This is a genomic window from Paenibacillus hexagrammi (assembly GCF_021513275.1).
Lineage (GTDB): Bacteria > Bacillota > Bacilli > Paenibacillales > NBRC-103111 > Paenibacillus_E > Paenibacillus_E hexagrammi.
This window is the reverse complement of the sequence record NZ_CP090978.1, coordinates 2,065,612-2,087,282: the sequence shown is the minus strand read 5'-3', so window position 1 is coordinate 2,087,282 and position 21,671 is coordinate 2,065,612. Positions and strand designations below refer to the sequence as shown.

12 protein-coding genes and 9 pseudogenes are annotated in these 21,671 nt (G+C 48.0%); 5 read left to right on the top strand and 16 right to left on the bottom strand.

Features of this window, described 5'->3' with window-relative positions; translation table 11 throughout:
• Positions 1–3: 3 nt before the first annotated feature.
• Positions 4–522, top strand: a complete 519-nt coding sequence (locus L0M14_RS31475) for a fibronectin type III domain-containing protein (RefSeq protein WP_311198860.1) — start codon at positions 4–6, stop codon at positions 520–522.
• Positions 523–634: 112 nt separating this feature from the next.
• On the opposite strand, the pseudogene acsA reads toward L0M14_RS31475, so the two are convergent.
• A pseudogene (acsA, locus tag L0M14_RS09055) lies at positions 635–2,359 on the bottom strand (acetate--CoA ligase).
• A gap of 211 nt (positions 2,360–2,570) precedes the next feature.
• Between acsA and L0M14_RS09050 the strand changes: the two are divergent.
• Both L0M14_RS09050 and L0M14_RS09045 read left to right on the top strand, forming a co-directional pair.
• Positions 2,571–3,209 (top strand): GNAT family N-acetyltransferase, encoded by a 639-nt coding sequence (locus L0M14_RS09050; protein WP_235121812.1) that lies wholly within the window; start codon positions 2,571–2,573, stop codon positions 3,207–3,209.
• A 36-nt stretch (positions 3,210–3,245) separates the two neighbouring features.
• Positions 3,246–4,432 (top strand): annotated as a pseudogene (locus L0M14_RS09045) (acetoin utilization protein AcuC).
• 333 nt (positions 4,433–4,765) lie between these two features.
• Here L0M14_RS09045 and L0M14_RS09040 read toward each other — a convergent pair.
• The 10 genes and pseudogenes from L0M14_RS09040 to aroA all read right to left on the bottom strand — a co-directional run bounded on the left by L0M14_RS09040 (position 4,766) and on the right by aroA (position 14,941).
• Positions 4,766–5,466, bottom strand: a pseudogene (locus L0M14_RS09040) (5'-methylthioadenosine/adenosylhomocysteine nucleosidase).
• Between the two features lie 46 nt (positions 5,467–5,512).
• The gene (gene ccpA / locus L0M14_RS09035) at positions 5,513–6,520 is read right to left on the bottom strand and encodes a catabolite control protein A (protein WP_235121811.1); all 1,008 of its coding nucleotides are present in this window, start codon (positions 6,518–6,520) and stop codon (positions 5,513–5,515) included.
• Between the two features lie 162 nt (positions 6,521–6,682).
• A complete protein-coding gene (locus L0M14_RS09030; RefSeq protein WP_235121810.1) occupies positions 6,683–7,090 on the bottom strand; it encodes a hypothetical protein in 408 nt (135 codons plus the stop codon).
• A 210-nt stretch (positions 7,091–7,300) separates the two neighbouring features.
• Positions 7,301–7,830: pseudogene (locus L0M14_RS09025) on the bottom strand (type 1 glutamine amidotransferase domain-containing protein).
• Between the two features lies 1 nt (position 7,831).
• A pseudogene (gene ptsP / locus L0M14_RS09020) lies at positions 7,832–9,572 on the bottom strand (phosphoenolpyruvate--protein phosphotransferase).
• Positions 9,569–11,458 (bottom strand): annotated as a pseudogene (locus tag L0M14_RS09015) (glucose PTS transporter subunit IIA). The pseudogenes ptsP and L0M14_RS09015 overlap by 4 nt, the downstream one beginning before the upstream one ends.
• Positions 11,459–11,719: 261 nt before the next feature.
• Positions 11,720–12,070, bottom strand: a complete 351-nt coding sequence (locus tag L0M14_RS09010) for a hypothetical protein (protein ID WP_235121809.1) — start codon at positions 12,068–12,070, stop codon at positions 11,720–11,722.
• A 295-nt stretch (positions 12,071–12,365) separates the two neighbouring features.
• Entirely contained in the window at positions 12,366–12,791 is a 426-nt protein-coding gene (locus L0M14_RS09005; RefSeq protein WP_235121808.1) for a CoA-binding protein, read from the bottom strand.
• A gap of 11 nt (positions 12,792–12,802) precedes the next feature.
• Positions 12,803–13,471, bottom strand: a complete 669-nt coding sequence (locus tag L0M14_RS09000; protein WP_235121807.1) for a C39 family peptidase — start codon at positions 13,469–13,471, stop codon at positions 12,803–12,805.
• Between the two features lie 175 nt (positions 13,472–13,646).
• Positions 13,647–14,941, bottom strand: a pseudogene (gene aroA / locus L0M14_RS08995) (3-phosphoshikimate 1-carboxyvinyltransferase).
• Positions 14,942–15,213: 272 nt separating this feature from the next.
• On the opposite strand from aroA, the gene L0M14_RS08990 reads away from it, so the two are divergent.
• Entirely contained in the window at positions 15,214–15,504 is a 291-nt protein-coding gene (locus L0M14_RS08990; protein ID WP_235121806.1) for a rhodanese-like domain-containing protein, read from the top strand.
• A 12-nt stretch (positions 15,505–15,516) separates the two neighbouring features.
• Here L0M14_RS08990 and L0M14_RS08985 read toward each other — a convergent pair whose 3' ends face one another.
• Positions 15,517–16,032, bottom strand: a complete 516-nt coding sequence (locus tag L0M14_RS08985) for a shikimate kinase (RefSeq protein ID WP_311198859.1) — start codon at positions 16,030–16,032, stop codon at positions 15,517–15,519.
• A 162-nt stretch (positions 16,033–16,194) separates the two neighbouring features.
• Here L0M14_RS08985 and L0M14_RS08980 point away from each other — a divergent pair, with 162 nt between their 5' ends.
• Positions 16,195–16,509: a hypothetical protein gene (locus tag L0M14_RS08980; RefSeq protein WP_235121804.1), complete on the top strand. Its 315-nt coding sequence runs from the start codon at positions 16,195–16,197 to the stop codon at positions 16,507–16,509.
• A 44-nt stretch (positions 16,510–16,553) separates the two neighbouring features.
• On the opposite strand, the gene gndA is transcribed toward L0M14_RS08980, so the two are convergent.
• The 4 genes and pseudogenes from gndA to L0M14_RS08960 all read right to left on the bottom strand — a co-directional run bounded on the left by gndA (position 16,554) and on the right by L0M14_RS08960 (position 21,645).
• On the bottom strand, positions 16,554–17,978 hold the full coding sequence (gndA, locus tag L0M14_RS08975; RefSeq protein WP_235121803.1) for an NADP-dependent phosphogluconate dehydrogenase: 1,425 nt from the start codon (positions 17,976–17,978) through the stop codon (positions 16,554–16,556).
• Positions 17,979–18,000: 22 nt separating this feature from the next.
• The gene (locus L0M14_RS08970; protein WP_235121802.1) at positions 18,001–18,768 is read right to left on the bottom strand and encodes an SDR family oxidoreductase; all 768 of its coding nucleotides are present in this window, start codon (positions 18,766–18,768) and stop codon (positions 18,001–18,003) included.
• Positions 18,769–18,805: 37 nt separating this feature from the next.
• A pseudogene (locus L0M14_RS08965) lies at positions 18,806–20,378 on the bottom strand (gluconokinase).
• Positions 20,375–21,645 (bottom strand): annotated as a pseudogene (locus L0M14_RS08960) (lactate racemase domain-containing protein). The pseudogenes L0M14_RS08965 and L0M14_RS08960 overlap by 4 nt, the downstream one beginning before the upstream one ends.
• Positions 21,646–21,671: the final 26 nt, after the last annotated feature.

Here is a 21,671-nt window from a genome sequence, read left to right as displayed (position 1 = left end):
CACGTGCCAGCTTCTAGCCTGCAGGGATACTACATTACGGCTGTAGACGTAGCAGGCAAAGAATCATCACCAAGCAGAGCCGCTTTTACAGACGGAAGTTCACTCGATACACTGTTTGTACCATCATCCGATGGTAGTCAAATACCTGGATCAATCAATGAAAAGGGAACCGAAGAGAACGGATCAGGACATTCGACTTCACCAACCGATCCTTCCAGCAACAGCGGCAAACCAAGCACCAATGCAAAAGACAGCCCTTCAGCGCCAACCGGTTTAAAGGCTAAGGAGGATGGTGCCGGCATCGTGATCAGCTGGAAAGCAAACACGTCCAAGGACAAAGTCAAACAGTACAATGTCTATTTCAGCGATAAAGAAAAAGGAACCTACACCAAATTAGGTTCCGTTAAGGATTCAACAGAGTTCCATTACTACGCAGCAGCCTATAACGGCTATTACAAAGTAACAGCTGTCAACGATGCAGGCGAATCGAAGCCCTCTGCAACAATAGCTTATAATCGGTAAAAGAATGGCTGCTCACGGTGTGTTGAGCTGGCCTCAGCCCTTAAAGTGATGGTCCTTCGGACAGAACAAACAAAGACCCATCGGGAGAAAATTCCTGATGGGTCTTTGCTTATTAATCTTCGATCGTGGATAAATCGCCTGTCGGCAGATTCAGCTCCCATGCTTTAAGCACACGGCGCATGATTTTTCCGCTTCTTGTTTTCGGCAGCTTGTCTTTAAACTCGATCTCTCTTGGTGCCGCGTGAGCAGACACGCCCTTCCTTGACGAATTTAGAAATGTCCGCTTTCAACTCATCGGATGGTGTAAAGCCTTCTCGCAGGGCGATAAACGCTTTAATAATTTCCCCGCGCATAGGGTCAGGCTTCCCGATAACACCAGCTTCGGCAACAGCGGGATGTTCTACAAGCTTACTCTCTACTTCAAATGGTCCTACACGTTCACCGGATGTGTTAATGACATCATCGACACGTCCTTGGAACCAGAAGTAACCCTCTTCATCTCGATACGCTGAATCACCGGAGATGTACCATCCGGCAATTCGGAAATACTCCTCATACTTGGCTGGATTGTTCCATATTTTGCGCATCATGGACGGCCAAGGCGTCTTAATCGCCAGATTCCCCATTCGGTATGGAGGAAGCTCGTTACCAGCATCATCGATAATCGCTGCTTGAACGCCTGGAATCGGCCGTCCCATGGAGCCGGGCTTTATCGCCATGCTTGGATAGTTGCAGATTAAGTGTCCACCTGTTTCTGTCATCCACCAAGTATCATGGATACGCTGACCGTATACTTTCAGTCCCCAGCGCACGACTTCCGGATTCAAAGGCTCTCCCACACTTAGGACATGGCGCAGCGAAGTCAAATTAAATTGTTTGACAACCTCATCGCCTGCTCCATCAGCATCCGGAATGCAGTCGGTGCGCTGTACCATACGGTTACCCCGTATTTCTCAATGGTCTGATACCAGTCCTGCGGACTGAAACGGCCGCCGCGGATCACATTCGTCGCCCCGTTAAGCCAAGGAGCAAAAATACCGTAGGAGGTCCCCGTCACCCAGCCCGGGTCAGCCGTACACCAGTATACGTCATCCTCTTTCAAATCCAGTACGATCCTGCCTGTAAAATAGTGTTGAATCATGGCATTGTGAACATGAAACACACCTTTAGGCTTACCAGTGGAACCGGAAGTATAGTGGATGATAAGCCCGTCTTCCCTGTCCACCCATTCAATATCTAATTCCTCGGAAGCCGCTTCCATTTCTTTATAAAAATCGACTTGGCCTTGGTCAAGTTCCAGATCGTTTCCAACAAGAATCACATGCTTCAGATGCGGAAGCTGGCTGACAGGTACACGTGAAAGAAGTGCAGGTGTGGTGATGATAGCAACCGCGCTACTATCTTCCAGACGATCTTTAACTGCGGTTTCCATGAATGCCTCAAACAGAGGGCCTACAACGGCTCCAACCTTGATCGTTCCTAGGAGTGCATAGTACAGCTCCGGAGTGCGCGGCATAAAGATAAACACACGCTCACCCTTGCCAACACCCAGCTTACGCAGCACATTTCCGAATCGATTGGATCTAGCTTTCATTTGTCCGAAGGTGACAGCCTCATCCCGCGAAGCGTCACTGTAATACAAGGCGACTTTATCTTTTCTTGATGAATCCGCATGTTTGTCAATCGCTTCATAGGCAAGGTTAATTTTTCCACTCTGATGCCAAGAAAAGCTCTTCTCCACTTCTGCCCAGTCAAAATCTGCATAAGTTTGCTCGTAGCTTTGCATATTGGGATCCAGTGCTACCGCATCAATCAGCTCCACTTTCATTTGATCCATGTGTGAAAAGCCTCCTCACGAATATTAAAACGCTTTCATTTTACTGATTTATTTGAGCAAAATGTGATCGTTTTTTTGACATATTCTATTATATCATATTGGTAATCTTTCGCATATGCCCAAAACGCTCTTGTTGTTGCACTTTTCATTGTCTGTAAAGTCTGCTATCGTACATAATAGAAGTTTTCTTCAATAAAGGAGAGCTGAAGTTATGCAGCATATCAAGCGCTACCACTCTCACAGCTTTCGCACTACGCCGAACCACCCAGAAATTACGGTCGAAGGCCCCGTCCTACCTGAAGTCTTACAAACATTATCCATGCACAACCAATTAGATGCTTTTCGCAGACCGAAAGAGCAGCTGGAAGCACTAATCGAAATTGCCGAACTTCCGGAGGGACGCATCATCATTGCACGGGACGGCTTCACGATCGTCGGCTACGTCACGTTTCACTATCCCGACGAAATTGAGCGATGGTCGGAAGGAAACATGGAGGATTTGATTGAACTTGGCGCAATTGAGGTCGCGGATGACTATCGGTCAATGGGACTTGGCAAAAAGCTCATCCAGCTATCCTTCATGGAAGAGCAGCTGGAGAACGTGATTTGCTTCACCACGGAGTATTATTGGCACTGGGATTTGGAAAAGAGCGGGCTCAACGTCTGGGAATACCGCCAGATGATGGAGAAGCTGATGAAGAGCGTAGACATGGTCTGGTTCGCTACGGATGACCCAGAAATCTGTTCGCATCCAGCCAACTGCCTCATGGTACGTGTCGGCAAGGATGTTCCTTTGTCATCGGTGGAACGATTTGACCGCATTCGTTTTCATCAAAGATTCATGTATTGAATTTGCAATCTGGCATGTTAAGGGAGTTAACCGGATATGAACAAAAACGCTCACGGGACCCCTCTCTTCATCTACGATGATCGGGAAACCCAATATAAATTTAATGATGAGCATCCCTTCAATCAAAATCGCCTGATCATGACCGTCGATCTGCTCCGAAAGGCCGGCGCGCTCCCGGACAGCGCGCTGCGCACACCGCGGGCCGCAGCTGAGGACGAGCTGCTGCGGGTTCATACTCCCGCTTACATCGAAGCTGTGAAAGCGCTTAGCCTGAGTGTACCGGAGGAGCGCTACATCCAGGAAGCGGCACGCTTCGGATTAGCTGACGACGATACGCCGTATTTTGCGGGGATGCACGAAGTAACATCCACGGTGGTTGGCGGCTCCATCACCGCTGCGGAGTTGGTGATGTCAGGTAAGGCCCCGCACGCGCTTCACTTGGGCGGGGGGCTGCATCACGCCCTGCGCAGCAAGGGCGCGGGCTTTTGTGTCTACAACGACGCCTCTGCGGCGATTGCGCATGCCAAAGAGACGTACGGCGCAAAGGTGCTGTACGTCGATACGGACGTGCATCACGGAGACGGCGTACAGTGGAGCTTCTACGCCGACCCGCAGGTATGCACGCTGTCCATCCATGAGACGGGGAAGTTCCTCTTCCCCGGCACCGGCGCTGTGAACGAACGCGGCGAAGGTGACGCGTTCGGCACTTCCCTCAACATCCCGGTAGAGCCTTATACCGAGGATGACTCATGGCTGGAATGCTTCGGCGAGGTGCTGACCGAGGCAGTCGCCCGCTTCCAGCCGGACGTGATCGTCTCCCAGCATGGCTGTGACGCCCATGCTTACGATCCACTCGCGCATGTCCACTGCTCCATGCGCGTGTATAAAGCAATGCCCGAGCTGATCCCTCCCTTGCGCACCAATGGTGCGAAGGGCGTTGGGTGGCGCTCGGGGGCGGCGGGTACGACATCTGGCGTGTCGTACCACGGGCCTGAGCCTGCTCTGGCTCGAGATGAGCGAGCAGGCTGTTGTCCGGCAGCTGGACGCGCAGCCGCAGCTGCAGCTTCCCCAGGCGTGGCTGGACGCCTGGCAGAGCAAGCCCGGTCCAGCTGCCGCATACGTGGCTGGACCCTGTTGAGACATGGGCGCCGATGCCCCGGCGCCAGGAGATCACGACCAACAACCGGCGAACAAAGGAATTAGCCATGATGTATTTGAGATAAATAAATGAACACTATTGAGCTCGTAGAGAATCATGGTCTCTCGAGGAAGATCAACCGCGTTTGTAGAGCTAATTATCCGCCAATCCTTAAGCATCATTGCAATCTTGAAACAAGGATTTCCATCTTATAGCATTCTTCTAAACTTGATTGAATTGTTACATTTTATCCAATTAAATCAATCCCCCACGAAGTGGCACCTTGGCTTCGAAACACATTCAGGTACTTTACTGGGGCACCGCAAATGAATGGTTAGAAAAAAGCCCAGCGCTCCTGACTGCTAAGCAGCCATTCAAGCGCTGGGCTATTTGATATGCTACAGATGTTTCAATATGCTTACAGATGCTTCACTATATCTTCTACCATTTTATACGAATTCTCGGAAGCTTGTACGGTAAATTCAGCGAAATTCACATGCGCCGATCCGTCCGCTTTGTCCGACATCGATCGGATCACGACGTACGGAATTCCGTTCATTTGGCAAACCTGAGCTACCGCTGCTCCTTCCATCTCTGTGCAGGTTCCGCCCAGCTCTTGATGAAGCTCAGCCACCAGCTCACGGTTAGCAACGAATTGATCGCCGGAGAGCACTCTTCCCAGCTTCACTTTTCCAGCGAACAATCGCTCACCGGACGTCGCCGCGAGCTGAACAAGCGTTTCGTTAGCAGCAAACACAGACTCCGCTTCGTATGGAATGACGCCCCTTGGAAATCCAAGAGCTGTAACATCCATATCATGCTGCATGCACTCCGTTGAAATGACGATATCTCCAATATTCAGTGCAGGGTCAAGGCACCGGCGACACCGGTAAAAATAACGGCTTCGACGCCAAAATTATCCACTAGAATTTGAGTAGTTACAGCCGCATTCACTTTACCTACTCCTGTCTTGCATACGACAACCTGCTTATCGAAGTACTTCCCTTCCCGGAACGTAATCCCCGCTTTAACAGTTTCACTTACATTATCCATTGCCGCAAGCAGCAGTTCAATCTCTTCATTCATGGCGCCGATCAGCGCGATCTTATTCCATGTCATCTTCGAATCCTCTTTCTTCTCGTTAAGTACCAAATAGAAAGATGGCTCATGATAAATGAGCCACCGAGTGACGATTAATAATTTCGTGAGGCAAGATCACCTGCATATAATCTGTTGATTCTTTATTCATAAGCTTCGTCAAAAGACGCATCGACACGGCTCCGATGTCATACATCGGCTGAGCAACGGTAGTAAGGGTAGGTCTAACCATGGAAGCCATACGGATATTGTCAACGCTAATGACAGAAATATCCTGTGGAACTTTAAGTCCGGCATCCTGGATCGTATGAATGGCTCCGATGGCCATCTCATCTGTTGCAGAGAAAATCGCAGTTGGCCGTGGATCGAGCTCCAGGAAATACTTGACCGCGTCCACACTAGATTCATAGCGGTAGTTACCGATTCTCACATACTCGTCACGAAGCTCAATTCCCGCGTTTTCCAGAGCTCTCTTATACCCCTGATATCGAGCAAAGCCGTTCGCAGGGTCCTGCAGCGTTCCGGAGATCATAGCAATGTGACGGTGGCCCTCTTCTATGAGAACGTTCACAGCATCGAATGCAGCCTTCTCATGGTCGATATCTACAGATGGCATCGTGTTGTTCTCATCCTTGGTTCCACAGAGTACAACTGGAACAGATGAAGTACGGAACGCTTGAATATGATCCTCTGTTACTGCGCCTCCCATGAATAAGAGACCATCGACCTGTTTCTCCAGCAAAGTATTAATGACTCGAATTTCTTTTTCCTTCTTCTTATCGGCATTACATAAAATGATATTATAATGATACATGTTAGCGATATCTTCAATGCCACGTGCAACTTCAGCAAAAATGGAATTCGAGATGTCGGGGATAACTACACCGACTGTCGTAGTCTTCTTACTAGCCAGTCCTCTGGCTACAGCATTAGGTCGGTAACCCAAACGCTCGATCGCTTCGAATACTTTTTTACGGGTTTGAGGTTTAACATTGGGATTGTTGTTTACGACCCTGGAAACGGTCGCCATGGAAACTCCTGCTTCTCGCGCTACATCATAAATAGTTACGGTCACGGTTACTCTCTCCATCTTCAAAAGTATTCTGCGATCCTATCATATTAAGGATATGATACGACAAATTACATCATCTTGCAATGAATATTGAAAATGCTTTGAAAAAATATCAAAACTTATTTTCAAAAAGCCAATCTCACCTGAGATTGGCCGCCAAAACGCTTATGTTGACATGGTATGTTGGGTGATTTGCGCCAGCCGCTTACGGATCTCTTCCGTCCAAGGAACATCCCCGAGTGACTGCGCCAGGAGAAGCACATCAAGGAGTTCATTGATACGCTCTTCTACGATCTTCTCCATCGAATCATTCATATGCTCTCTCTCTGTCACCTTCAACAATAGGTAGGCAACTTCCGATACTTCATGAAACATAATCTGCTGTTTATCGGGCTTACTGCCTAGCTTGCCGATAAGTCCGGTCAGCTCCGGTTTGACATGCGGCACGACTTCACTGCGGGTGCATGTCTCGCAAGAGTAAATTGGTACATTCTCGATGTCAACTTTATTTTGATAGATAACTGTACGCAGACGTAGATTCATAGATTGTCCGCATTTACAATGCTTTTGCATCCTACACACTCCTTCATGACAGGCGGCATGTACAACTCTTTTTCTTGTACTATGATATTCTACTTTATCGGTTGATTTCCTTCCGAATTATGAGTAGTATATTTTGCCACAAGCCTGGGCATTGTAGGATGAAGGTATGAATGAACCTATGTATTGCTTACAAAGACCGTTGATGATGATTAGCTCGGAATATTGTAGGGAAGGTATGAATTAACCTTGGTATTTGGCCAGTACGTCGACGAACGCCTTTGAGAAAGCTGGCAGGTCCGGCGGTCTACGCCCGGAGACAATATTCCGGTCAATCACCACTTCCTCGTCAACCCAAGTAGCTCCGGCATTTTCAAGGTCGTCGCGGATACCAGGCGTTGATGTCATGGTGTAACCGTCTACGATTTTCGCTGAAATCAGTACCCATCCGGCGTGACAGATCTGTGCGATCGGCTTCACGTCCGCATGAAACTCACGCGTCAGCCTAAGTACATCGGGATAACGGCGAAGTTTGTCCGGTGCCCATCCTCCTGGAACGTAGAGTCCGATATAATCAGAGGATTTCACCTCATCGAAGGCGTAGTCCGTTGTGATGGGAACCCCATACTTTCCATGGTAAACGGTTTTTGCCTTAGGTCCAACAATATCAACAGCCGCACCGGCTTCCTCAAGCGAAGAACGGGATACCACATTTCCAAATCTTCAAACTCTTCATCTACAAAAGCAAGTACTCTCTTACCTGTCAGTTCCATTTTAGTTTCCTCCTGCAATGGTTTCAGCCTGCTCAACTTGCGCCAGCAGCTCTTTAATTTGTTCACTGGATTTGCACTTGATCACTTTGTCCACTAGCTCACGGCATTTGGAGGCATTGCTGCGAAGCAGACGATGCTTAACCTGAAGCAAGGTCTGGACAGAAATACTCAATTCCTCGATGCCAAGTCCCAACCAAATCGGCAAAGCTCGAATGTCTCCCGCCAGCTCACCGCAGACCCCCACTGGAATTCCTGCAGACTGTGCTGACTCGATCACATGCTTCAAGAGACGAATTACCGCGGGATGGAAAGGATCGTACATATGCGCGATGTTCTCATTCATACGATCCACCGCCAAGATGTACTGCACCAGATCGTTCGTCCCGATACTCATAAAATCAACCTCACCTGCTAAGACATCGGCAATCATAGCTGCTGCAGGCACCTCAATCGTGAGGCCAACCTCAATATTTGGATTAAAGACAATCCCTTTGCCTGCAAGCTCTTGCTTAGCTTCTTCTAGCACGGCTTTTGCTTGGAGGACCTCACTAAGCGAAGTCACCATAGGATACATCAGCTTCACGTTACCAAAGCTGCTGGCCCTTAGAATGGCCTTAAGCTGCGTTTTAAAAAGATCTTTGCGGCTCAGGGAAATCCGTATCGCTCGGTATCCAAGAAACGGATTATCCTCCTTGGGAAGAGGCATATAATCGAGCTTCTTGTCTCCCCCGATATCCAGGGTTCTAATGATAATGGGCCGCCCCTGAAGCTGCATGGCAGCATGCTTGTATACCTCGAACTGCTCTTCTTCCGTAGGCAGGGATTCCCGATCCATATACAGGTATTCCGTCCGAAATAAGCCGACACCTGATGCTCCATTACGGATCACCTGTTCGATTTCCATCACAGAGTTCATGTTTGCATGAAGCTGAACTGTTTTTCCATCCATCGTCATGGGAGAGACATCGGCAATTTCCTGTAGGCTTTCCTTGAACTCCAACCAGTTCCTTTTTCCTTGCTTGGTAGCGCTCAATCGTATTCGGCTCCGGATTGATGTATAGTGTTCCTTCTTCGCCGTCAATAATGAGGAAATCACCATTTTGGATCGGTCTTAACAGCTTGTTCTCCAGTCCTAGAACATAGGGAACCGACATCGCTCTGGCCATAATGGATACATGGGAGTGTGTCCCTCCTAGAATCGTTACCAGCCCCAGTACTTTACTGGGGTCCAAATGCGCCAGCTGTGAAGGAGTCAGCTCTTTTGCAACCAGTATGTAAGGATGATCGATAGGCGGTACATTACTGCTCGTGTCGCCAAGAAGATGCTTCAGCAGTCGATTACCGACATCCTTAATATCCAGCGCACGTTCTTTCATGTATTCATCATCGATCAGATTGAACATGCCGACGAACTTGTCGATGACCTCTTTCACGGCGACTTCCGCGGCCTTATATTGAAGCTCAATAATTCCTTGGATTTCATTCATAAAAATAGGATCTTCCAGAATCGCCAGATGAGCATCAAAAATATAAGACTGTTCCTGACCTACAACCTCTTTGATCTCTTGCTTGATCAGCTCAAGCTCATTCTTCGAAGAGCGGATACCATCATACAACCTCTCAAACTCATAAGCGAGATCTGTAACATCAATCATTTTTTCTGGAAAATCCCACTCCCAAGTGGGAATGACAAATGCTTGGCCCATAGCAATGCCAGAAGACGCTCCTATCCCTCTGATCATCCGTTCGTCCCTCCCGACGTTTTAGTAGGTTTCAAGACGACGGACATCACAGAAGCTTGGCCTTTCTTCACTGCTTTGAATGGTGCGAAGCTCCAGGATTTGACTAAATCCTGATTGGTTATGATCATCGGTGTCGCCAAAGATGAAGCCAATTTTTTTACTTTATTCAGATTAAATTTCACGAGCAGTTGCCCTGGTTCAACATGATCTCCTTCTTTAACCACAGCCGTAAAACATTTGCCCGGGATACTCGCCGTATCGATGCCAATATGAAGAAGCACCTCTAATCCTTCTTCCGTTAAAATACCAAGTGCATGCATGGTCGGATAAATATGCATAATGGTGCCCGCTACCGGCGAGACCAGCTCTCCCTTATCTGGAAAGAAGGCCACACCGTTCCCCACAAGCCTAGAAGCAAATATTTTTGTCCGGGACCTCCTCAATGGGGATCATCCTGCCCTGCATCGGGGCATTAAAGAGTACCATTTGTATATCTTTTCGCAGTACTTTCATGATTTCTTCACGAATCAATTCTGAGAATGTGCCAAACACAACTTGAACATTGCCTCCCCCAAGACGGATGACGCCTGCTGCGCCTAGATGACGTAAAGCCGCGATGTCCATCAGACGATCATTAGCAAGTGTGAGCCTTAGTCTAGTGATGCAGGCTTCAATCTTTTTAATATTGTCTTTACCACCAAGTGCCTGCAGAATGAGTGGAGATCGATAGGGAATATCTCCTGCCCACTCCTCAAGCGGAGACCCTTCCTCCCTGCCGGGGGTCGGTATCCGAAATCGACGAATAGCAAAACGGAATAAAAAATAGTAGAGCAATCCATAGAGGATTCCAATTGGAATTAAGAGTAAGCCATTATGCGATAAATGCAGGTTGATCAAATAGTCAATAGCTCCTGCTGAATAAGAAAAGCCGTGTCGGATGCCGAGCTCATATGAGATCCACATCGCAGCACCGGACAGTACCGCATGAATGAAAAACAGATAAGGAGCTACAAATAAAAAAGCAAACTCAATCGGTTCGGTTACGCCGGTCAAAAACGATGCCAGAGCTGCCGTTAAGAACGTAGCTTTTATTTTGGGTTTTAAGTCTTCCCTTGCTTCTTGAATAATTGCAAATGCAATTGCCGGCAGGGCAAACATCATGATCGGGTATAAACCTGCCATGTACGTACCTGCAGTAGGGTCTCCCGCAAAATAGCGCGGCAAATCGCCATAAACCATTTTACCATCCGGTGTTTCATATGCGCCTACTTGGAACCAGAAAAAATTGTTCAAGATATGATGCAAACCGGAAGGAACAAGCAGACGATGTGCGATTCCATATAAAAAAGCGCCAAAACCGCCAAGCCCCAAGAGCCACTGGGTAAACTTGCCCATAGCCATTTCCAAATAAGGCCCTATCACTATCATTAGGTAAGAAAATACCAAGGTAGCAAGCCCCATGACGAGCGGCACAATTCGGGGTCCGCCAAAAAATTGGATATACTCCGGGAGCTTAAACTCCTTGAAGCGATGATAAATAACAGCGGCTAGTAAACCGATTAATATACCGCCAGGTACTCTAATTGAAACTGCGATCCCAATTGATGTTCAACAAGCCTGGTGAACATAAAATAACCAAGCAAGGCTGATAAGCCTGCGATTCCATTACTTTCGGTTAACCCTAAAGCAACTCCAACTGCAAAGATGATGGGTATGTATTCAAAAATTGTGTTTCCTGCTAACATCAGCATGTCCCCAAAGCCCGATGCATGAATCGCATCCCATGGAAGATCACCTATCCTGAGCAGGACCGCTGCTATAGGAAGCACGATGGTAGGCAGCATCAAGGAGCGCCCAAGCTGTTGCAAGTTCCCCATCCAGTTCAATCTAACGCTACCTCCTTTCTATATCAAATCGTATAGCCTGCAAGCCCGTTTGTCAAAAGCAAAAAAGCAGGCCGATAGCATCGACCCGCTCAATGGTGCTTTCGTAATTAGTAAGCAGAGTTGTAGCCGAATTGAGGAGCTACGTTGTTAATGCCTGTTTGAAAAGAGTTGGTATAACCTTGGGAGCCCATGCTGCCTTGAAAGCGCCTGTTTGTTGTTGAGCTGTGGTCATAGAATCGGAACGCAGGTAGTTATCATGGCCTAGTTGATTCCCACGGTAGTTCGCTGTGTGATAGGCATTTGGGTTAACAGCTTGACCATAGGATTGGTTAGCTTGAACAGCATTGCCGTAAGGTGATGCTGCGAATTGGGTTGCATTCCGTATTGTTGCGTGAATTGATTCATGCCGAATTGGTTTTGTGCTTGTGCGTTCATACCATAGGAGGAAACGCCTGCCTGGAAGCTCGACGGAGTTTGGGAGTCGGAACGCAGATAGGCGTCATGGCCGATTTGGTTTCCGCGATAATTCGCTGTATGATAAGCTTCCGGAGAAGCAGCTTGCGCATAGCCTTGGTTACCTTGAACGCTTTGGCCATAGACAAGATTGTACATAACCTACAGGTTGGTATTGTTTTTGATATCCTTGGTATTGGGTGTTCATACCTTGTTGAGTAGCGTTGCCGAAAGAAGAAGCGCCATAGTTGTTAAAGCTGTTGTACATGTGTAAATCCTCCTCTTGGTGGGTGGTTATAGATTGGGGCTCCTTCAAGAAGCCTTTTTTATTCTTTCCGCATCCGCGGTTTTTATTTATCGCAGCACACTCCTTCTACATGGAAATTTCTTCTAGATGATTCAATAAAAAAACCGTTCATGCTATTTCAATAAGCATGAACGGTCTTTGCTGCTTTTAATTATTTCTTGGATTTAGAATCGCATCTTCAACCTTAATGCATCGGTCCATGATGGCTTCCAATCCTGCATCTGTTGCGATTCTTGCTGCTTCCTCATTGACAATGTCGAGCTGCAGCCAGAATACTTTCGCTTTGATGTCTACCGCTTCTTGAGCAATAGGTACAACTTGATCCGCACGTCTAAATACATTCACGATATCCACAGGTTCAGGAATATCGGACAAAGAAGGATAGCAGGTTTCCCCTAGAATGGTTGAAGCATTAGGATTAACCGGAATAATGCGGTAACCGCGGCTCTGCATAGCTGCAGCAACCATATGCGAAGTGCGGTCTGGGTTGTCGGACAACCCGACTACTGCGATATTTTGAGCACTGGCTAACAGCTCCTTGATATGCTCCCTAGATGGATTCTCAAATGCCATATACGTTCCTCCTATTCAAGCTCATAGGTAAGTCCTTGTTTGCCCATTGCTTCCCAGCTGGCTATAAATTGGTTCTTATCGACTTGAAATTGCTTTTTGCCGCTAAGAGGGTCATTGACATATACATGATTCTCATCATACCCAACTAGAAGAACGGCATGCTCTGCAAATGAGGTTCGGATCGGCCCAATTGGCGTATCCCAGCTTGCCCATTTATACGGCACATTAAAATCGATCGTTGTCCAAACCATAACGGGTATTCCGCGGGCAACCTGCTCTTCATACAACTCGAATGGCTTATCTGTAATATCTTCAGCCTGAGGAATATAATGCTGGAGCAGCGGATAAATCCCGGTATGGTAAATGCCAAAAACCCTTTGCTTACGCGTCACATCTCCTACGAATCCTGTATTCGGGTTGCCCCAGTATTTGATGGAGCCGTCGCCATTATAAACAATAGGCGTCTGATCGACCGGCATTTCAGCCATCAGCTGCATTTTCGTCTTATCCATGCCGCTGAATTGAAGCAGCATCGTTAACGTTGTAATTTCACATCCAGCGGGCAATTCCGGCAGCTGCTCGATTATAGGTGCATCAATCGTAGCTGAAGCTGGTTTTTCAAAAACAGCCGGGGTTGGCGCTGCCGAGGGCGCAGGAGTCGCGACTTCAATGGGGGCCACCACAGCGGGACTTGAAGCAAGGGCAGCGGCTCTTTGCCTGTTGCTTTTGAATATAACAGCACTGAAAAAACAGCGCTAGCGAACACAAGCCCCACGATTAAGAAAAATCCGAACGTCACCTTCAATCCTTGCCATATAATCATCATGCTGATTCACCCGTTCGCTTCGTAATGATTTACTCGCTGACAAGTTCAACCTGAGCGCCAATGGAACGCAAATGATCAAAATATTGTGGATATGATTTAGCAACATGGTGAGCGTCTTTGATGATAAGGCCTTTCTTCGAGCGAAGTCCCACAACCGTTAAAGCCATAATCACACGGTGGTCGAAATGAGCGTTAATTTCAACGCCTCCCTCCACCCCTTCAGGCTTACCATGAACAATGATTTCACTCTGGCGTTCTTCGACGTCAGCCCCTGCTTTACGTAATTCATTCAAATAGTCTGTAATGCGATCACATTCTTTATAGCGCAAATTCTCAACATTGTAGAATCTTGAAGTTCCTTCTGCAAACACAGCAGCCGCGACCATCGCCAGGACAGCATCGGTAAAGTGGTCTCCATCGAACTCACCTGCTGTTAACTGCTGATTGCCTCGAACGTGCACGATGCCGTTATCATGAGAGAGGTTCACTCCCATCGCGCGGAGCACATCCACACAGGCTTTCTCTCCCTGCTTACTGTTCTCTTCCAAACGAAGCACACGTACATCGGAATTTGTAACAGCTGCAGCCGCCAAGACTGCTGCTGATCCTGGGTAGTCTCCTTGAATGACATATTCCTTGGCTTGATAAGCTTGTCTGCCTGGAATTTTGTAATGCATGAGATCAGCGCTTGCTTCGACCTTAATTCCAGCCTGCTCCAGCACTTCCAACGTTTGACCTACAATAATTTTGGACTTCAGGTCATGGAGTACTTCAATTTCGGAGTCTTCCTCTAAAAGTGGTGTCATAAACAATAAAGAGCTTAAAAACTGTGAGCTTACATTCCCGGAAACTGTCAGCTTACCGCCGCGGGGTTTCCCCCCTTTATTGTGATCGGAAGCTTACCCTGATTATGTTCAACTTCGATTCCCATTTGCTGTAATGTAACAATTAAGTCGTCATGCGGACGCTTGCCTAGTGACTCCGGATACTTGTTGATAAATGTTACTTCCGGACAAAATGCTGCAATCGACATCAAGAATCTCAGAACAGCTCCAGCATTGCCCACATTGAGTTCAGAGACATGCTTCGGATTCTTGCCGAATCCAGTAATAACAATCTTCTCATCGTCTTCCTCAATAACTGCGCCAAGATCTCTCACACAGCGTCTCATCGCTTCGCTATCTTCACTATGAGCAGGATAATAAATCGTGCTAGTTCCTTCAGCCAAAGCGCCGATCAACAGATAGCGGGTTGTGTAATTTTTGGAGGATAAAGCGTTAATTTCACCCTGTAAATGGGACGTAGGCTTCACAATTGCTTTCATGGGTACAATCTCTCCCTATATGTAATATCCGGTTTTAAATCAATGAGGTCAAACATTCCTTAGAAGATAATTACGACATAATTACTGTCAGTGTATCATACGAAATAGAACTTGGGAACCTACTGAAAATGGATATCAAGTGTAAAAACCGACACCTCAACACCTGTTGAAATGAAGCGCTGCGCCAGTTTGACAACCCTGACCATTCTTTCTATCATGGGTAAGGATGGGACAACTTCCCAATGAAATCACCATCTATCAGGAGGCCTAACATGGATACTATACTTCCAATCGAAGTGAAAGATCGATTAGATCGAGGCGAGAAGCTCACTATTATTGATGTACGCGAAGATGAAGAGGTGGCAGCTGGAATGATTCCAGGCGCCAAGCATATCGCCCTCGGACAGCTGCCGGAACGGCATGCGGAAATTCCTAAGGATGAAGAAGTCATCCTCGTATGTCGAAGCGGCGGCCGAAGCAGCCGTGCACTTGGCTATCTGGAATCCCTTGGCTACAGCAAGCTTAAGAATATGACAGGCGGTATGCTGGAGTGGCCGCAATAACGCCGCTTCCTTCTAATTCAACAAACCCGCATGCTCTATAATTTTTGCAGCAATCTCATCCGTACTCAGCGCAGAGGTGTCGATCGTCAAATGGGCGAAGTCATACGCATGTCTGCGCTGCTCCATAAGGGTATGCACCCTTTCCTCCAAATTCCCCTGCAATAAGGGACGGCTTTGATCGCTTTGTACCCTTTGAATGATGATCTCGGCCGTGGCAGTGAGCGCAACGACTAAGCCATTACTTAACATACACGTCCGATTGGCCTCAGCGAGTACGGCTCCTCCCCCAGTTGCCACAACTTGTCCCTCACCTGCAAGCAAATTCTCAAGTGCCTGACTTTCTAACTTGCGGAAAAAGGCTTCTCCTTGCTCACGAAACATATCCGCGATGCTTGTCTGCTGCTGCTGTTCGACAAATGCGTCGGAATCTTGGAAGTTCCAGCCAAGCTGGTCAGCCAATTTTTTGCCGATCGTCGATTTACCAGTTCCCATGAATCCAACTAGAACGATATTGCGCGTACTCACCATAATCCCCTTTTCTCTATTTCAATAGATGCAAACTTTCCCAATATCATAGCACAGGCAAGTGAGACATGAATACATCGTGTCAAAAATTCATATAGTAATGTGAATAAATTCCAGCACGAACAGCAAAGATGGAAGTATGAGACCACCAATCGACAAGGAGCGATGGATATATTGAACGCCACTTCCCCCTATACAAATCACACCAAGGGTAAACTGGAACAAATTTTACACCCCAGCCATCCGTTGTGTAGAGACGATGTTGTGTGGATCCTGGAATTCATTAAGAAAAAAGTGGCTGAAGAAGACCCGCAATTGCAGGACCTCAGTCAGCCACGCTTGATGAGAAACTTCCGATATTTTGCCGAAGTTGCTATGATGCTGATTCACCGCAGAAACGGCTTCGATCAGGAAGCTGACCGATTAAAGATGTGGCTGCGGGAAGCGGCCTACGGCCTGCAGGACCCCTCGAAGAGATAGACCGCAGGCCGTTTAGCGACACTTCATCTTGTGAATGGAAAAGATTAGTTCTCCATCCAGTTAAAGTGGTAAGAACCTTCCTTATCCACACGTTGGAAAGTGTGTGCTCCAAAATAGTCACGCTGAGCTTGCAGCAGGTTAGCCGGCAGTCTCTCTGTACGGTAGCTGTCATAGTAAGCAAGTGCTGAAGCGAAAGCAGGAACCGCAATACCGCGAGTAACAGCCTCAGCGATTACTTGTCTCCAAGATTGCTGGTACTTATCTACAACTCCTTGGAAGTAGGAATCCAGCAGGAGGTTTTTCAGTTCAGGATCACGATCATACGCATCCTTGATGTTTTGCAGGAATCTCGCGCGAATGATGCAGCCGCCTCTGAAGATCATGGCGATACTGCCGTATTTCAGATTCCAGTTGTATTCTTCAGATGCTGCTCTCATTTGCGCGAAGCCTTGTGCATAAGAGCAAATCTTACTTGCGTACAGCGCTTGACGCACAGCTTCGATAAACGCTTTGCGATCGCCTGCATAAGCGGAAGTCTCAGGGCCGTTCAGCACTTTGCTTGCCGCAACGCGCTCTTCCTTCATTGCAGAGATAAAGCGGGAGAAAACAGACTCCGTAATGATAGAAAGCGGAACACCTAGATCAAGTGCACTTTGGCTGGTCCATTTGCCTGTTCCTTTTTGACCCGCGGAATCCAAGATCACATCTACCATAGGCTTTCCAGTCTCAGGATCGTACTTGGTGAAAATATCTTTGGTAATTTCGATCAGGTAGCTGTCCAGCTCCCCGTTATTCCACTCTGTGAAAATCTCATGCAGCTCTTCTGTGCTGACATTCAGTACATCCTTCAGCAATTGATAAGCTTCGCAAATCAACTGCATATCCCCGTACTCGATACCGTTATGAACCATCTTCACATAGTGACCGGCACCATCAGGACCGATATATGTGCAGCATGGATCGCCATTTACTTTTGCAGAAATCGCAGTAAGAATCGGCTCTACCAATTGATAAGCATCCTCTTGACCGCCTGGCATGATCGCCGGGCCTTTCAGCGCGCCTTCCTCGCCACCGGAAACGCCTGTTCCAACAAAACGAATGCCATGGGCTTCAAGCTCTTTGTTGCGGCGCTGTGTATCCGGGAAGAACGCGTTGCCTCCGTCGATCAGGATATCGCCTTTATCAAGCAGCGGGAGCAATTGATTAATTGTAGCGTCTGTAGGACCTCCTGCTTTGACCATGATCAAAATTTTGCGAGGCACTTCGAGCGATTGCACGAATTCCTCCATGCTGTATGTACCTACCAAATTTTTACCCGGAGCTTCTTCAAGAAGCTCTTTTGTTTTTTCGGAAGAACGGTTATAGACCGAAACACTGAAGCCTCTGCTTTCAATATTCAGCGCCAGGTTTTTACCCATGACCGCAAGACCGACAACACCGATTTGTTGTTTTGTTGACATCTCTCTCATACATCCTTCCGACTAATGTTATTTAAATCGTCATCGCGCCAAAACCGCCATCCACTCTTAAGACAGAACCGGTAACGAAGCTTGAAGCCTGTTCAGAGGCCAGGAAAACCGCAGCGCCTTGAAGCTCTTCCGCTTCGCCGAAACGATTCATCGGCGTGTGCCGCATAATCGACTCGATTCGATCCGGGGACAAAATCTTACGATTCTGCTCCGCTGGGAAAAAGCCTGGAATAATTGCATTGACACGAACCCGGCTAGGGGCAAATTCGCGCGCCAAATTTTGTGTAAGATTGTTGACGGCCGCCTTGGAGGCAGAATACGTGAATACACGGGATAAAGGCGGATCTGAAGAAACGGACGAAATGTTGATGATGCTTCCGCCTTTTCCTTGATCGACCATATGCTTCCCGAATACCTGGCAGGCTAGCACGACGCTTTTCAAATTTACTTCCATAATAGAATCCCATTCTTCCATGGAAATGTCAAAGAAAGGCGTAGCACTGTTCTTACCGGGGCAGTTCATGAGAACATCGACAGAACCGGACCAAGCTAGAACATCTTTCAAAAGCTGCTCCAAATCTTCACGGCTTGTTGCGTCCGCTTGGAAACATTGTGCCTCTCCACCCGCTTCTATGATACGTTCCCGCACCTGTTCACTCTTCTCCTGATTGCGGCCGACTACAGCCACTTTGGCTCCATGTCCGCCGAGTGCTACCGCCATAGTCCCGCCAAGCGTACTATTTCCGCCGATAATGACGGCTGTTTTCCCAGTTAGATCAAATAAATTCATGGTCTTCGTCCTCCTCTTTTATGTATACATAGGTTGTTTATCGTGACGGAGGACTCTGGAGGTTCATCTCTTGAAAAGCGGTAATCGCATCGAATTGATCTTTTAATTGATGATATACGTTCGTGTAAATAGATGTCAATTGCTTATAAATGCGATGATCCGATTCATTCACCTCTAAGAGCCCTGCCTACGCGAATCCAATTATGGGCATAGGACAAATCGTCGATTTCTCCCATGGCCAAAAGTCCAAGCAGTGCGGCACCAATTCCGGAGCTTTCAATGGAGTCAGGAACCGTTACGGAAGTGCCCGTCATGTCAGCAAGCAGCTGCAGCCAAAATGCAGAACGAGCAAAGCCTCCGGATGCGCGAATTTGAGAAGCAGTCCCCATCAAGCCTTCCAGAGAATCCGCAACGGACTTAATGCTGAACATAACGCCTTCCAGTGCGGCGCGAATCATATGCTTCTTCTCATGACCGAGCGTAAGCCCGAAGAACACGCCGCGCGCGTTCGCATTCCAATACGGTGCCCGTTCACCGGAAAGCAGCGGCAGGAACAGCAGACCTCCTGAACCCGCTTCAACCTGCGCGGCAAGCTCAGTCAGCGTATCATAGGGATCGCAGCCTTGAGCGCGCCCCTGCTCGGCTTCAAGCGTAGCCAACTGGTCTCTCACCCAGCGAAATACGATGCCGCCGTTGTTGATGGGACCGCCCACCACCCAGAAACTCTCAGTCAGTGCGTAGCAAAACAGCTTGCCTTCCGGGTCGGTCACAGGCTCGGTGACAACACTTCGCACAGCGCCGCTCGTGCCGATTGTAACCGCGATGACACCAGGCTCGAATGCCCCTACCCCCAAATTTGCCAACACTCCGTCGGAAGCGCCCACGACAAAGGGAGTATCGATGGAAAGCTGCATAGCAGCCGCATATTCTTCGTGAAGACCCTCTACTCGATACGTCGTCGGAACCAGCTCGGACAGCTGCTCCCGAGTCACGCCCGCGAGACTCAACGCTTCCAAATCCCAGTCCATATTTTTTAAATTGAACAAACCTGTCGCGCTCGCCAACGAATGATCGATGAGAAACCGGCCGAACAATTTGGCGAAAACAAATTCCTTAATGCCGATAAATTTATAGGTGCGCTGAACCAGCTCAGGCTCGTGTTCACGAAACCACATCAGTTTAAACAGCGGCGACATCGGATGAATCGGTGTCCCGGTACGAGCATATAGACGTAGGCCATGATCCGTGTTACGAAATCTTTCCGCATAGCTTGCGCTGCGATTGTCCGCCCATGTGATGCAAGGGGTTAACGGATTCAATGCTTCATCGACCGCAATTAAGCTGTGCATAGCCGAGCTGAACGAGACGCAAAGCACTTGCTCCGGTCCGATGCCAAGCTTGCTCATGACGGCTGCGATTCCTTGCACAACGGCATCAAAGATCTGCAGCGGGTCTTGTTCCGCCCTGCCCGGAGCAGGCGTAAATAACGGATACTCAATTGAATTCGAGGCACATACGTTGCCTTGACGGTCAATCAAAAGCGTCTTCGTGCTCGTCGTACCGATATCCGCTGCTAGCACGTAAGGCTTCGCTGCTGAAAGCTCACTCATTTGCTGATATTCCCTTCTGCATTAAAAATAAGATCAAACGGCTCGGTCAGCACTTCAATATCCGGGTGCTTCCTTGCCTCTTCAAGCAAATTAACGGAGATTTCAATTTCGCCAAGGTGTAGCGTGTCCTGAATGCGAACCATTCTGCAAGTCGTATAGTCCAGTATGTTACAGGTTTTCACAGCTGCTTTAATGGCGTAATAATCATTTTCCAATGTCGTTGCCAGCTTTGTCGGCGCACAGACGGTGGAGGTCAATCCATTGGCATAGGTAGCAGCCAAATCAGTCTTATCTACCAGGCGCTGAGTTGTGAAATCGGCAGTCCCTACTCCATTAGCATTCCTTTAGTTTCCGGTGTTAGATCAAGAACAACCATTTTAGACACATCTGGTCCGCCATGTGCATACGGGGTCGGGTATCGACCGGTAATATTCGGATCCATACCGTCGCCACTGATGTTTTTACCGATGTAATCGATGACAAGAACGTCAATTTGGTCGAACAATATCTTAGGCAGGCGAGATTTCGCTTCAATAAGAAGCTGCTCTTCCTTAGCTTCAATTTCTTCTGCAAGAAGCACCTCTACGCGGCATGTTTCGTCGTAAGCATTTTCTACAAAAGCAACCCCGAAGACGATCGGCAGCTTCTCGATCATAATGTTGGCCATAGCAGGTACGTTCTCAGCCATATATTTAAATCCAAGCTGATGACAAGCTTCAGCTCCCTTTTGCTTACCCAATCCGATCGCAATCATCTTCATGATCCCGCTCTCGATGCGTCCGCGGAACGCCGTATGCGGTTTAACACGGTTTAGAACAACGATTGCGTCCGCTTCGGATGCAATTTTGTCTACATAAACAGGCAGTCCGTTCGGCAGCTGGTCAAGCTCCACGACTTCCATGGAGGAACGAATCGGCGCTCCCATCGTCTCTTCGGTAATGCCAAAGTGGCTCAACACCTCAGCTTGGCCTGCTGCTGTTGCTCCGCCATGGCTGCCCATACAAGGAACGATAAACGGATGAGCTCCTCTTGATTTGATCGCATCAATTGTCGTCTTCGTGAATGCTGCGATATTGGCAATACCGCGGCTTCCAACGGCTACCGCGACCTGCTGGCCCGGCTGAATGCGTTCAAGTCCTCCGCTTTGCTCAAGCTTGCGAAGCAGCTCCTGATCAGGATGTTCCAGCTTGGTAGCATCAAAGCGTTGACGAATTCGAACCATTTGCGGAATCGGAATGTCTTTTAATAGCTCTCTTAGAATACTCACGTTACATACCCCTCACTTTTGCCAAT

Coding starts and splice junctions, on each gene's coding strand:
- L0M14_RS08980 (WP_235121804.1), top strand. CDS start 16,195: ATGGATATATTGAACGCCACTTCCCCCTATACAAATCACACCAAGGGT.
- L0M14_RS09010 (WP_235121809.1), bottom strand. CDS start 12,070: ATGTACAATCTTGTCTATGGCCAAAGCGTTCAAGGTAACCAAGGCTAT.
- L0M14_RS08990 (WP_235121806.1), top strand. CDS start 15,214: ATGGATACTATACTTCCAATCGAAGTGAAAGATCGATTAGATCGAGGC.
- L0M14_RS08985 (WP_311198859.1), bottom strand. CDS start 16,032: ATGGTGAGTACGCGCAATATCGTTCTAGTTGGATTCATGGGAACTGGT.
- L0M14_RS09050 (WP_235121812.1), top strand. CDS start 2,571: ATGCAGCATATCAAGCGCTACCACTCTCACAGCTTTCGCACTACGCCG.
- L0M14_RS09030 (WP_235121810.1), bottom strand. CDS start 7,090: ATGCAAAAGCATTGTAAATGCGGACAATCTATGAATCTACGTCTGCGT.
- L0M14_RS08970 (WP_235121802.1), bottom strand. CDS start 18,768: ATGAATTTATTTGATCTAACTGGGAAAACAGCCGTCATTATCGGCGGA.
- gndA (WP_235121803.1), bottom strand. CDS start 17,978: ATGAGAGAGATGTCAACAAAACAACAAATCGGTGTTGTCGGTCTTGCG.
- L0M14_RS09005 (WP_235121808.1), bottom strand. CDS start 12,791: ATGGCATTTGAGAATCCATCTAGGGAGCATATCAAGGAGCTGTTAGCC.